This window comes from Proteus appendicitidis, from assembly GCF_030271835.1.
Classification (GTDB): domain Bacteria; phylum Pseudomonadota; class Gammaproteobacteria; order Enterobacterales; family Enterobacteriaceae; genus Proteus; species Proteus appendicitidis.
Genome location: NZ_CP127389.1, coordinates 1,365,343 through 1,378,395, shown reverse-complemented (window position 1 = coordinate 1,378,395; position 13,053 = coordinate 1,365,343). Strand labels below are relative to the sequence as shown.

The window sequence follows — 13,053 nt, the reverse complement described above, 5'->3', positions numbered from 1 at the left end:
AAATAAAAATTAATTACGCTGATAATTGCAGATTTTTTTTAGCATAAGTCAACGATTTTTCAATGACTTCGTCAATTGACAAACTTGTAGAATCGAGAATTAATGCATCTTTCGCCGCAACAAGTGGCGCAACAGCGCGATTCCGGTCACGGTGATCGCGTTCTTTTATCTCGGATAAAAGGCGCTCAAAGTTAACATTAAAGCCCTTTTCCTGCAACTGTAACATGCGACGACGCGCACGCTCTTCTGCACTCGCTTCTAAAAATATTTTCACTTGAGCATCAGGAAAAACGATTGTTCCCATATCTCGGCCATCAGCAATTAAGCCAGGCGCTGTACGAAATGCGCGCTGACGACGCAGTAATGCTTCTCTTACACGAGGAAAAGTCGCAGCTTGTGATGCCGTGTTTCCAACTGTTTCTGTTCGAATTTCAGTTGAAACATCTTCACCTTCAAGAATGACACTTAAGCCATTCTCATTAGGAATAAAACGCACATCTAAATTTGCAGCCAAGGGGACTAAAGCATCTTCTGAGGTGATATCAACATGGTGATGTAAAGCCGCTAATGCCAATACACGATAAATAGCGCCAGAATCGAGTAAATGCCAGCCAAACGCTTTCGCTAATGCTTGGCATAATGTTCCTTTACCTGCTCCGCTAGGCCCATCAACAGTTATAACAGGGACGATAACCGCCATGAGTTTCTCCTTTTCGTGGGCACTGCATTTCTGTATTTGTTGCTCTTATTACATTGATATAATAGGCATAGTATTCAAACAGAGAAAAACAGTATTAATATATGCGCGACATTATACGCATACAATGTATAGGAAGAAACAAGCAGATAAGCACTAAAGAGTCTTATTTAATATTATTTTTTCGAGATAGGCTATTTTTTAGAAAAATCAATCTGACCACAATAAAAAATCGGCAGTATTGTTCTTCAAAAAGTCCAATACTGCCGATTTAATTGATTTAATTTTGACTCATTTTAATTAATGATTTTCACATTAATGACTACGTTGAGAATTACTACGTTGAGAAAGTGTTTCTAGTTTCTCAAAATAATCAGGGAAAGTTTTTGCGGTACATCCCGGATCAAGAATAGTAATTGGCGTATCTGAAAGCGCCACCAGCGAAAAACACATTGCAATACGGTGATCATTATAAGTTTTGATATCCGCAGTAGTTAGCTGTTTTGGTGGCGTTACTTTTAAGTAGTCGCGCCCTTCTTCAACTATCGCACCCACTTTTTGTAACTCTGCTGCCATTGCCGCTAATCGGTCAGTTTCTTTTACACGCCAGTTATAAATATTGCGGATAACCGTTTCGCCTTCAGCAAAAAGTGCCGTGGTAGCAATGGTCATTGCTGCGTCAGGGATAGTATTCATATCCATATCAATACCTTTTAACGTTCCACGTTCACACTCTATATAGTCATCACCCCAGCGTACTTTTGCTCCCATTTTTTCCAGCACAGAAGCAAAATGAATATCCCCTTGTAAGCTATTTTTACCGATACCTGTAACTCGCACAGTGCCGCCTTTAATGGCTGCAGCGGCTAAGAAGTAAGAAGCTGATGAAGCATCACCTTCTACAAGATACTTTTCTGGTGATTGATATTGCTGCCCACCTTTTATAACAAAGCGTTGGTAGTCTTGATTTTCAATTTTTCCACCAAAGGTATTAATTAATGCTAAGGTAATATCAATGTAAGGCTTTGATACTAACTCGCCTTTAATGGTGATAATCGTATCTTGTTCAGCTAAAGGTGCCGTCATTAATAATGCAGTCAAAAATTGGCTAGAAACACTCCCATCAACCTCAACATTACCACCTAAAAAACCACCACATAAGCGAATTGGCGGATAATCCGTTTGTTCAAGGTAGTCAATTTTTGCGCCACCTTGGCGTAAAGCGTCAACTAAATGCCCAATTGGACGCTCTTTCATACGGGGTTCACCCGTGAGAATAATATCGTGCTCACCAAGACTTAATGCTGCCGCTAATGGGCGCATTGCTGTACCAGCATTACCTAAAAATAGCTCTAATGGCGAATTGGTTTTAAATTTCCCACCTAGCCCTTTAATATCACATACCGTATTGTTATTTGATAATTGGTATTGCACACCTAACGCTTTTAATGCATTAAGCATATGACGAATATCATCACTATCTAATAGGTTGGTTAGACGAGTTTTACCTTTAGCTAAAGCCGCTAATAACAACGCACGGTTAGAGACACTTTTTGATCCTGGTAAATTAATAACACCTTCGATATGAGCGATAGGTTGTAATGTTAACGATTCCATAAACAGGTAAAAACTCCAATAGACAAATAAATTAACTGGGGATGCTATTTAATTAAATATAAAATCATTTAGGTACTTATATTTTTATTTATTAATTCTGTACTGGGTAATTCAATTTTAATTGTTAACATCTTAAATATTGAATGAATAAGAAAACCTGTATTTTCAGCAGATTTTCTTATTCTAGATCTTATTTATTACGCATGGCGACGTTCAAAATCAGCCATAAAGTCAACTAATGCTTGAACACCTTCCAATGGCATTGCGTTATAAATTGAAGCACGCATACCACCTGATACACGGTGACCTTTTAATGCAACTAAACCTTGTGCTTCTGCCTCTTTTAAGAATACAGAGTCCAGCTCAGGAGAAGACATTTGGAAAGGTACATTCATGAGTGAACGATTTTCTGTGGCAACGCGATTGATATAGAAATCACTATTATCAATTGCACTATAAAGAAGTGTTGCTTTTTCGTAGTTACGTTTTGCCATCTCTTGCAAACCACCTTGCTCTTTCAGCCATTTAAAGACCATACCTGATAAATACCAAGCAAAAGTAGGTGGTGTATTAAACATGGAATCATTTTCAGCAAGCACAGTGTAATCAAACACAGAAGGCGTTTCTTTACGCGCTTTACCTAATAGATCTTCACGAATAATAACAAGCGTTAAACCCGCAGGACCAATATTCTTTTGTGCGCCCGCATAGATAACACCAAAACGGCTAACATCTATCGGTTGAGATAAAATAGAAGATGAATAGTCAGCAATAACAATTTTGCTGTCATCAAAATCTGGCTCTTCATGAATGGCAATACCATCAATGGTTTCATTTGGGCAATAATGCACATAAGCTGCATCAGCACTTAATTGCCACTCTTTCATTGGTTTAACGCCAATTTTGCCATCAACTTCTGTTTTAATTTTAATGATATTTGGCGAACAATATTTTTCAGCTTCTTCAGCTGCACTTTTAGCCCAATAACCACCGTCAATATAATCAGCGCTTGCTTTATCGCCTAATAAATTGAGAGGTAAAGCAGCAAAATGACCACGAGCACCACCGTGGCAAAAAAGAATTTTGTAGTTTTCTGGCACATTGAGAAGATCGCGAAGATCTTGTTCTGCCTGATGAGCAACCTCAAGAAACTCTTTACTGCGGTGGCTAATTTCCATAACCGAACGCCCAAGTTCATGCCAGTTGCATAATTCTAATTCTGCACGACGAAGGACTTCTGCCGGTAACATAGCCGGACCTGCACTAAAGTTATATACCTGACTCATTCAAATTCACCCTATCTGAATATGTTTTTACAAAATGACCTTTATCGGTTGTATCATTCCCGTTAAATTGGCGCAATGATTATTGTGAACTAACGCATAATATGCAGAATATAAAAATAATGGTTAGGAGTGTTTTATGTCGGGGAGTGTAAATAAAAAAGAAGAAGCGAGCTGGGGAATGCTTCTTCATGGAAAAAATAGTCTAAAATCGCTCGCTTTAGCAGGAGGTGTCGCATTACACGCAATTAATGTCTATATTACGATCACAACGCTACCTTCAATTGTGCGTGATATTGGTGGGCTTAATTTATATGCGTGGAACACCACCGTTTTTATCCTAGCTTCAATTCTCTCTTCCGCATTAACTTCACGATTACTGAGCGTACTTGCACCTCGCAATAGTTATCTTTTTGCCACAATTTGCTTTTTAGCCGGTTCTGTTATTTGTGCAACAGCGCCCTCAATGCAAATACTACTTATAGGGCGATTTATTCAAGGGGCTGGCGGAGGAATGTTACTGGCTCTTGCTTACTCTTTAGTCCGAGTGATGTTTCCTCAACCTCTTTGGTCTAGAGCCATGGCATTAATGTCTAGCATGTGGGGGATCTCGACACTATTAGGTCCTGCGCTAGGGGGAATATTTGCTGAATATGATGTTTGGCGCGGTGCATTTTGGTCTATTTTATTTGTAGGTATTCCTTACGCTATTTTATTATTTACTATTCTTCCTACCGAAAATAATGCCGATAATATCGTCGCGAAAACGCCATTACCTTATCAACAACTTATTTTATTAATGTTGGCTGTATTATCTATTTCTATTGGTAGCCTTTATAACGTTATTTTATATAATGCCTTATCCTTTATATTTGCTTTTATCTTTATTCTACTGTTAATCCATATTGATAAAAAATCAAATGATGGCTTATTTCCTAAAGGGACATTTTCTTTTTCTGCACCGTTAGCACCAATATATCTCACCATGGCTTTATTAGGAATTAGTGTACAAACAGAAGTCTTTGTGCCCTATTTCTTGCAAATTATCCATAATATTACGCCACTGCTTTCAGGCTATTTAGCAGCATTAGTTGGTGCGGGTTGGTCTTTCTCTGCCATTATGTCTTCATCAAGTAAACAATCTACTGCTCACAGGTTAATGCGTTTTGGTCCAATGATTAATTTCTCAGCCATCGTGATCCTTGGTTTATTTATCTCTAATGCGCTAACCATACCTTATGGGCAGATTATCATTATTTGTATCGCTCTCTTTTTTACAGGTGCCGGAATTGGTATGGCATGGCCCCATTATTTAACCCGTGTTTTACATGTTTCTCAGGGACAAGAAGCTCAAAAAGCAGCCACATCCATTACCACAATCCAGTTGTTTTCAACGGCTGTTGGTGCATCTATTTCAGGGACTGTGGTTAATATGGCAGGATTAACAGATCCGGGAGGTATTCTTGGCGCACAAAATGCCGCACATTGGCTATTTATTGTGTTTGCAATAACGCCATTAATTGCTTTCTTTACAGCGAGAGTTGTTGTTTCTAGAGCCAAAACAAATTAGTTATTTCCCCCTTTAAAATAACAAAGCCTCATTAATGAGGCCTTGTTATTATTCAAACTATTTTAAATTAATACTTTTCGAAATTCTCTTGGATCTTCGCTGGATCTTGCGTTTCAGTCAGAGATAACTGTAATAACACTCTTGCTTTTTGTGGGTTTAAGCGCTCTGACGCAACAAAACCATATTTTGCATCATCAACTTCACCATTTTGTGTAGTAAATCCTACTGGTACACGGCTTGCTCGTACAACAACGACACCTTTTTTTGCACCATCAGCTAAGGTATCAAAAATATCAGTATATAAGTTACCGTTACCCACACCGGCACTGACAATACCTTTGTAGCCATTATCAATAAAGGCTTTTGCTGGTAAATCAGATGCATTGGAGTAGTTATAAACAATACCAACTTTTGGCAATTCGGTTAATTTACTCACATCAAATGCGGCTTTATCTGCACGAGGTAATGCTGCAGTATAATAATGAACCTTACCGTTATGCACATAGCCTTGAGCGCCTGCATTAACAGGCTGGAATGCTTGTACTTCAGTAGTATTCATTTTTACAACATCTTTACCACTGATAACCGCATTATTCATTGTGACTAATACACCACGATTTTCAGAGGCTTTATCACTTGCAATCACAACCGCATTAAAAAGATTTAAAGGACCTTCAGCACCTAATGCCGTAGCAGGTCGCATTGCGCCTACCATTACAACAGGTTTTTTACAGGCAGTTGTTAAATCAAGAAAATATGCTGTTTCCTCCATGGTATCAGTACCATGTGTTATCACGAACCCGTCGGTTTTATCGCAATCTTCATTAATTTTTTTAGCGAGTTTTAACCAAACTTGGTCATTCATATCTTGAGAACCGATATTAACGACTTGCTCACCTTTCAAATTAGCCACTTGCTTCGCTTCAGGCACCGCATTGATCAACACATCAATGCCTAATTTACCTGCCGTATAGCTAGACTGTGTTGCTGAATCACCGCCGCCTGCAATCGTTCCACCTGTTGCAAGAATAGTGACATTAGGCAAAGCGAAAACAGAACCACTGATTACAGCTAACAAACTGGCAAGCAATGTTTTCTTCATCATTTTTTCGATCCCTTATAAATTAATAAATAAATGAATCTAATTATGATGACTTTTAATTATAAATTCCGTGATAAATCGAACGAATTTATTAAAAAAACTCATATATCAAATAAATAATGAGTTTTTTATATAGATAGTAATTTTTAGTCATAAGAAATCGTTAGTGCATTACAGGGGATTTCAGTATCATGTGCGCCTAATTATCACCAGCAAAATATTGATGAAACCTGCCATGTCACAAACATTTATTCCTGGCAAAGATGCCGCACTGGAAGATTCTATCGCTAGCTTTCAGCAAAAATTAACCGACTTAGGATTTAACATTGAAGAAGCTTCATGGTTAAACCCTGTTCCTAACGTTTGGTCTGTTCATATTCGCGATAAAGATTGCCCTTTATGTTTTACTAACGGTAAAGGTGCCAGCAAAAAAGCAGCATTAGCCTCTGCTCTGGGCGAATACTTTGAACGTCTTTCAACCAATTATTTCTTCTCTGATTTCTGGTTAGGTGCTGATATTGCAGAAAGTGAATTTGTTCACTATCCAAGTGAAAAATGGTTTCCACTAACAGAAGATGATTCTGTTCCTGCGGGCTTATTAGATGCGCGTTTACGCAAATTTTATGATCCTGAAGGTGAGTTATGTGGTAGTGAGTTAGTTGATTTACAATCAAGTAATCATGATCGCGGAATTTGCGCTCTGCCATTTATACGTCAATCTGATGAAAAGCCTGTTTATATTCCTGTAAACATTATTGCTAATTTATATGCTTCTAATGGTATGTCAGCAGGGAATACAAAGAATGAAGCACGAGTTCAAGGGCTTTCTGAAGTTTTTGAACGTTATGTAAAAAATCGCATTATCACTGAAAGAATTAGCCTACCTGAAATTCCTAAAGAAGTTTTAGCTCGCTACCCTGCTGTTATTGAAGCAATTAAAACGTTAGAGCAAGAAGGCTTCCCAATCTTTAGCTTTGATGCCTCTTTAGGCGGTCAATTCCCTGTTATTTGTGTCGTGTTATTCAACCCACAAAATGGCACCTGTTTTGCCTCTTTTGGTGCTCACCCTGATTTTGGTGTGGCTTTAGAGCGTACTGTCACTGAATTATTGCAAGGGCGTAGCCTTAAAGATCTCGATGTCTTTAATCCGCCAAGCTTTGATGATGAAGAAGTTGGTGATCATACTAACCTTGAAACACACTTTATTGATTCAAGTGGTTTAATTAGTTGGGATCTATTTAAGAAAGATGCCGATTACGCATTTGTTGACTGGAACTTCAGTGGTACAACAGAAGAAGAGTTCCACACCTTAATGTCTCTTTGCCAGCAGTGCGATGCAGAAGTATATATTATGGACTACTCACACCTAGGTGTTTACGCTTGCCGTATTTTAGTACCGGGTTTATCTGATATTTACCCTGCTGAAGATTTACAATTAGCCAATAACATTATGGGTGTACATTGGCGCGACACTATTCTTTCTCTACCAACGAGCGAAGGCACTCAAGAAGAGTATCTTTCTCTTATTGGTCAATTTGATGAAGATGGTTTAGATGACTTTACACGTATCAGAGAGATGATTGGCATTGCTCCGGGCAAAGATAATGGTTGGAGCCATTTACGTGTAGGTGAATTAAAATCAATGTTAGCTCTTGCGGGTGGCGATCTTGATCAAGCGCTCGTTTGGGTTGAATGGACTCAAGACTTTAATGCTTCTTTATTTACGCCGGAGCGTCAAAACTATTATCGCTGTTTACACAATCTCTTATTATTACAACAAGAGACTGAACGTGAACCAGAACAATATATGTACGCATTTTCTCGTATGTATGGCGAAGAAACATTACAAGCAGCTTTAAATGCAATACAAGGCAAACAAGCATTTTACGGATTACAAACTATTGATCCTGATTTAGCTAATTTACCTGTTCATCAGTCGTTACTTGCTGCCTATGAGAAATTACAGAAAGCAAAACGTCAATCGACTAAATAAACCTATTTTGTTTAAGGTTATTTATTAAATAATAATTAATTTTAACTGAATAATAAGCGCATATTTAAATTGAAACACTCTATTGAAAAGTAGAGTGTTTTATTTTGCTAAAAATAAAATATTGACAGATTTGTCAATATGACAAATTTGCCATCTGACAAAATTGTCAAAATATGGCAAAAATGACGATTCAAGGCATTAAATATGACACTATAAATACATATTGAACTTTTGCACCAAGAATATTACTTAAATCTAGTTTAAATTGCTATTTGTTTAACCAGATCCCAAAAATTTAAAAACCTTATTTTTATAATGGATATATGTCTGGAGTAATCATTAACGATTAACCACAAATAAAGTAATGTTTATATTTATGACAAAAGTAAAGAAGGCGTTAAATTTGATTTTTAATTCTTAACATACGGGGTTTAAATAATACTTTATATTTACTTTCTACTTTATTTATCCAGCTAGTCTAAAATTTTTTGATAATTTTTAAAAAATTTTTTCATTTTATTAATCAAATAGTTATAGCAAAAACAACGGGTTTTCACGCACTAAAAATGAGGTTCTAATGAGTGACCATGATCCATATCAATTTTAGAAGTAAGCCCCTTTGCTACTATTATTGCGTGCTATAATTATTCCAACATATAAGAGAGTGTTAGTATGAAAGCTGACAGCCCTTTTAATTTATTATCACCTGCAGATATGGCAAAAGTTGCCGATGATGCATGTTGTTATAAAGCAAATAAACATATTCCAGCGACTTACTTATCTGCATTTACCGCGGGTATGTTTATATCAATTGCTTTTGTTTTTTATATTACTGCTACTACAGGTACCGCATCTGTTCCATTTGGGCTGGCTAAATTAGTCGGTGGGATCTGCTTCTCTCTGGGGTTAATGCTCGTCGTCGTTTGTGGCGCTGACTTATTCACCTCTACTGTTCTTACTATTATTCCTAAAGCAACCGGACGTATATCTTGGTGCAAAATGTTTGCAAACTGGATAAATGTCTATCTTGGTAACTTTGTTGGCGCACTCTTTTTTGTCGCCTTAATGTGGTTCGCAGGTCAGCATATGGCGGCGAATGGGCTTTGGGGGCTTAATGTCTTACAAACCGCACAACATAAAGTTGAACACGCTTTTATTGAAGCCGTTTGTTTAGGTATTTTAGCTAACTTAATGGTTTGTCTTGCAGTTTGGATGAGCTATGCAGGTCGTACGCTTATTGATAAACTCTTTGCATTAATTTTACCTATCGGTATGTTCGTTGCTAGTGGTTTTGAGCACAGTATCGCTAACATGTTTCTTATCCCTTTAGGTATTGTTATTAAGAATTTTGCACCCGCTGAGTTCTGGACTAAAGTAGGTGCATCACCCGAACAATTTTCAGATTTAACAGTTTCGAATTTCCTCGCTGACAATTTATTACCAGTCACTATCGGTAACGTTATTGGCGGAGCAGTCCTAGTCGGTTTGGTATACTGGTTAATGCATCTGCGTGGCGATAAACATTAATCCACGCAGGTATGACTGATTTCTTAAGTTCCATTGTAAAAAGGTAGAAGTATCATGTCTGATTTAAATGAAAAATTTGCTGAAGCATGGAAAGGTTTTTCTGAAGGTGAATGGCAGAACGGTGTTAACGTTCGTGACTTTATTCAAAAAAACTACACTCCATATGAAGGCGACGAATCTTTCCTAGCAGGTTCCACTAAAGCAACTGATACACTTTGGGAACAAGTTATGGAAGGCATCAAAATCGAAAACCGCACACATGCGCCGGTTGATTTTGATACTTCTGTTGCTTCAACTATCACATCTCACGATGCGGGTTATATCACTAAAGATTTAGAACAAATCGTAGGTTTACAGACTGATGCACCTCTGAAACGTGCGATCATTCCATTCGGTGGTATCCGTATGGTTGAAAGTTCTTGCCACGCTTACAACCGTGAGCTGGACCCAGAATTGAAAAAAATCTTTACTGATTACCGTAAAACTCACAACCAAGGCGTTTTCGATGTTTATACTCCAGACATCCTGAAATGCCGTAAATCTGGTATCTTAACAGGTTTACCAGATGCATATGGTCGTGGCCGTATTATCGGTGACTACCGTCGTGTTGCACTGTACGGTATTGAGTTCCTGCGTAAAGATAAATTTGCCCAATTCACCTCTTTACAAGAAAGAATGGAAAAAGGCGAAGATCTGGAAATGACTATCCAACTGCGTGAAGAAATCGCAGAGCAGCACGCTGCTTTAGGTCAAATCCAAGAAATGGCTGCGAAATACGGTTACGATATTTCTCGTCCAGCACAAAACGCAAAAGAAGCAGTACAATGGACTTACTTCGGTTACTTAGCCGCTGTTAAATCTCAAAACGGTGCTGCAATGTCATTTGGTCGTGTATCTACTTTCTTAGATATCTACATCCAACGTGATATTGAAGCAGGCTTACTGACTGAAGAACAAGCTCAGGAATTAATTGACCACTTAGTCATGAAATTACGTATGGTTCGTTTCTTACGTACTCCTGAATATGATGAACTGTTCTCTGGTGACCCAATCTGGGCAACAGAATCTTTAGCAGGTATGGGTTTAGATGGCCGTACTCTGGTAACTAAGAATACTTTCCGTTTCTTAAATACCCTGTATACAATGGGTCCATCACCAGAACCAAACATGACCATCCTGTGGTCAGAACAACTGCCTATCAACTTCAAAAAATACGCAGCTAAAGTCTCAATCGATACTTCTTCAATCCAGTACGAAAATGATGACTTAATGCGTCCTGACTTCGACAGCGATGACTATGCAATCGCATGTTGTGTTAGCCCAATGGTTGTTGGTAAACAAATGCAGTTCTTCGGCGCTCGTGCGAACTTAGCGAAAACCTTACTGTATACCATCAATGGTGGTGTTGACGAAAAACTGAAAATCCAAGTAGGTCCAAAACACGCTCCAATCATGGACGAAGTATTAAACTTCGATACTGTGATGAACCAAATGGATCACTTTATGGATTGGTTAGCAACTCAGTACGTAACTGCGCTGAACGTTATCCACTACATGCACGATAAATACAGCTATGAAGCAGCTCTGATGGCACTTCATGATCGTGACGTATATCGTACAATGGCATGCGGTATCGCAGGTCTGTCTGTTGCTGCTGACTCACTGTCTGCAATTAAATATGCAAAAGTTTCTCCAATCCGTGATGAAAACGGTTTAGCAATTGACTTCAAAATTGATGGCGAATACCCACAATTTGGTAACAACGATGCTCGTGTAGATGACATCGCTTGTGACTTAGTTGAACGTTTCATGAAGAAAATTCAGAAACTGCGTACATACCGTAATGCGGTACCTACACAGTCAATCCTGACTATCACTTCAAACGTTGTTTACGGTAAGAAAACAGGTAATACTCCAGACGGTCGTCGTGCAGGCGCACCATTCGGACCAGGTGCTAACCCAATGCACGGTCGTGACCAAAAAGGTGCGGTAGCTTCTCTGACTTCTGTTGCGAAACTGCCATTTGCTTATGCGAAAGATGGTATTTCTTACACCTTCTCAATCGTACCTAATGCATTAGGTAAAGATGATGATGTTCGTAAAGCAAACCTTGCGGGTCTGATGGATGGTTACTTCCACCATGAAGCGGGCATCGAAGGTGGTCAACACCTGAACGTCAACGTGATGAACCGTGAAATGCTGTTAGAAGCAATGGAAGATCCTGAGAAATATCCTCAGTTAACTATCCGTGTTTCTGGTTATGCAGTTCGCTTTAACTCACTGACTAAAGAGCAACAGCAAGACGTTATCACCCGTACATTTACACAAACAATGTAATAAAGATAACTATATGCATTTATTTACTGAGAAAGTAAATAAAATCGCTTAGAATAAAGGCCCCTACTTTGGGGTCTTTTTATTAGACAGTTTTGGAGTAACCCTGTTATGTCCGTACTTGGTCGTATCCACTCATTTGAATCCTGCGGTACTGTTGACGGTCCCGGAATACGTTTCATTGTTTTCTTTCAAGGATGCCTAATGAGATGCCTCTATTGTCACAACCGTGACACATGGGATACTCATGGTGGGCAAATCGTCACAGTTGATGAACTAATGAAAGAGGCGGTTACCTATCGTCATTTTATGAATGCTTCTGGCGGGGGTGTTACTGCTTCAGGTGGCGAAGCAATTTTGCAAGCAGAGTTTGTGCGCGATTGGTTCCGCGCTTGTCAGAAAGAAAATATCCATACCTGCTTAGATACTAACGGCTTTGTTCGTCGTTATGATCCCGTTATTGATGAATTAATGGATGCCACTGACTTAGTAATGCTCGACCTCAAACAAGTCAACGATGAGATCCACCAAAAGCTCGTTGGTGTATCAAACCAGCGCACACTTGAATTCGCACGTTATTTAGCAAAACGAGGCCAAAAAACATGGGTTCGTTATGTTGTTGTACCAGGTTGGTCTGATGATGATGATTCTGCTCATCGTTTAGGCGAATTTATTAAAGATATGAAAAATATCGAAAAAGTAGAACTTCTTCCTTACCACGAACTCGGCAAACATAAATGGGTAGCTTTAGGAGAAGAATACAAGCTAGATGGTATTCATCCACCGTCAAAAGAGACGATGGAAAATGTAAAATCAATTCTTGAATCTTACGGCCATAAAGTGATGTACTAAGCTTTTCTACTTAAGATTAATTTAAGAAGCAGCGGTTTTAAGCGCTGCTTTTTTTGTTTTTATATCATTAAAAACATT

At 38.5% G+C, this 13,053-nt stretch carries 9 protein-coding genes; 5 read left to right on the top strand and 4 right to left on the bottom strand.

Translation table 11 applies throughout. The features are described from left to right. Positions 1-13: 13 nt before the first annotated feature. The 3 genes from cmk to serC all read right to left on the bottom strand — a co-directional run bounded on the left by cmk (position 14) and on the right by serC (position 3,600). Entirely contained in the window at positions 14-700 is a 687-nt protein-coding gene (gene cmk, locus QQS39_RS06305; RefSeq protein WP_099074997.1) for a (d)CMP kinase, read from the bottom strand. A 312-nt stretch (positions 701-1,012) separates the two neighbouring features. Then, positions 1,013-2,314 (bottom strand): 3-phosphoshikimate 1-carboxyvinyltransferase, encoded by a 1,302-nt coding sequence (gene aroA / locus QQS39_RS06300; protein ID WP_285805573.1) that lies wholly within the window; start codon positions 2,312-2,314, stop codon positions 1,013-1,015. Between the two features lie 197 nt (positions 2,315-2,511). Next, positions 2,512-3,600 (bottom strand): 3-phosphoserine/phosphohydroxythreonine transaminase, encoded by a 1,089-nt coding sequence (gene serC / locus QQS39_RS06295; RefSeq protein ID WP_151434702.1) that lies wholly within the window; start codon positions 3,598-3,600, stop codon positions 2,512-2,514. A 136-nt stretch (positions 3,601-3,736) separates the two neighbouring features. On the opposite strand from serC, the gene QQS39_RS06290 reads away from it, so the two are divergent. After that, on the top strand, positions 3,737-5,167 hold the full coding sequence (locus QQS39_RS06290) for an MFS transporter (protein ID WP_285805572.1): 1,431 nt from the start codon (positions 3,737-3,739) through the stop codon (positions 5,165-5,167). Between the two features lie 67 nt (positions 5,168-5,234). Here QQS39_RS06290 and ansB read toward each other — a convergent pair whose 3' ends face one another. After that, positions 5,235-6,272: an L-asparaginase 2 gene (ansB, locus tag QQS39_RS06285; protein WP_196570105.1), complete on the bottom strand. Its 1,038-nt coding sequence runs from the start codon at positions 6,270-6,272 to the stop codon at positions 5,235-5,237. A 232-nt stretch (positions 6,273-6,504) separates the two neighbouring features. Here ansB and ycaO point away from each other — a divergent pair, with 232 nt between their 5' ends. From ycaO to pflA, 4 genes are all read left to right on the top strand, one after another. Then, positions 6,505-8,262: a 30S ribosomal protein S12 methylthiotransferase accessory factor YcaO gene (gene ycaO, locus QQS39_RS06280; RefSeq protein WP_285805571.1), complete on the top strand. Its 1,758-nt coding sequence runs from the start codon at positions 6,505-6,507 to the stop codon at positions 8,260-8,262. A gap of 672 nt (positions 8,263-8,934) precedes the next feature. Continuing rightward, positions 8,935-9,789 carry a formate transporter FocA gene (gene focA / locus QQS39_RS06275; protein ID WP_151434698.1) on the top strand — a complete coding sequence of 285 codons (855 nt, stop codon included), beginning with the start codon at positions 8,935-8,937 and terminating at the stop codon, positions 9,787-9,789. Between the two features lie 54 nt (positions 9,790-9,843). Then, a complete protein-coding gene (gene pflB, locus QQS39_RS06270; RefSeq protein WP_151434697.1) occupies positions 9,844-12,126 on the top strand; it encodes a formate C-acetyltransferase in 2,283 nt (760 codons plus the stop codon). A 108-nt stretch (positions 12,127-12,234) separates the two neighbouring features. Continuing rightward, positions 12,235-12,975, top strand: a complete 741-nt coding sequence (gene pflA, locus QQS39_RS06265) for a pyruvate formate lyase 1-activating protein (protein WP_036938126.1) — start codon at positions 12,235-12,237, stop codon at positions 12,973-12,975. Positions 12,976-13,053: the final 78 nt, after the last annotated feature.

Coding starts and splice junctions, on each gene's coding strand:
- ycaO (WP_285805571.1), top strand. CDS start 6,505: ATGTCACAAACATTTATTCCTGGCAAAGATGCCGCACTGGAAGATTCT.
- pflB (WP_151434697.1), top strand. CDS start 9,844: ATGTCTGATTTAAATGAAAAATTTGCTGAAGCATGGAAAGGTTTTTCT.
- serC (WP_151434702.1), bottom strand. CDS start 3,600: ATGAGTCAGGTATATAACTTTAGTGCAGGTCCGGCTATGTTACCGGCA.
- focA (WP_151434698.1), top strand. CDS start 8,935: ATGAAAGCTGACAGCCCTTTTAATTTATTATCACCTGCAGATATGGCA.
- ansB (WP_196570105.1), bottom strand. CDS start 6,272: ATGATGAAGAAAACATTGCTTGCCAGTTTGTTAGCTGTAATCAGTGGT.
- cmk (WP_099074997.1), bottom strand. CDS start 700: ATGGCGGTTATCGTCCCTGTTATAACTGTTGATGGGCCTAGCGGAGCA.
- QQS39_RS06290 (WP_285805572.1), top strand. CDS start 3,737: ATGTCGGGGAGTGTAAATAAAAAAGAAGAAGCGAGCTGGGGAATGCTT.
- aroA (WP_285805573.1), bottom strand. CDS start 2,314: ATGGAATCGTTAACATTACAACCTATCGCTCATATCGAAGGTGTTATT.
- pflA (WP_036938126.1), top strand. CDS start 12,235: ATGTCCGTACTTGGTCGTATCCACTCATTTGAATCCTGCGGTACTGTT.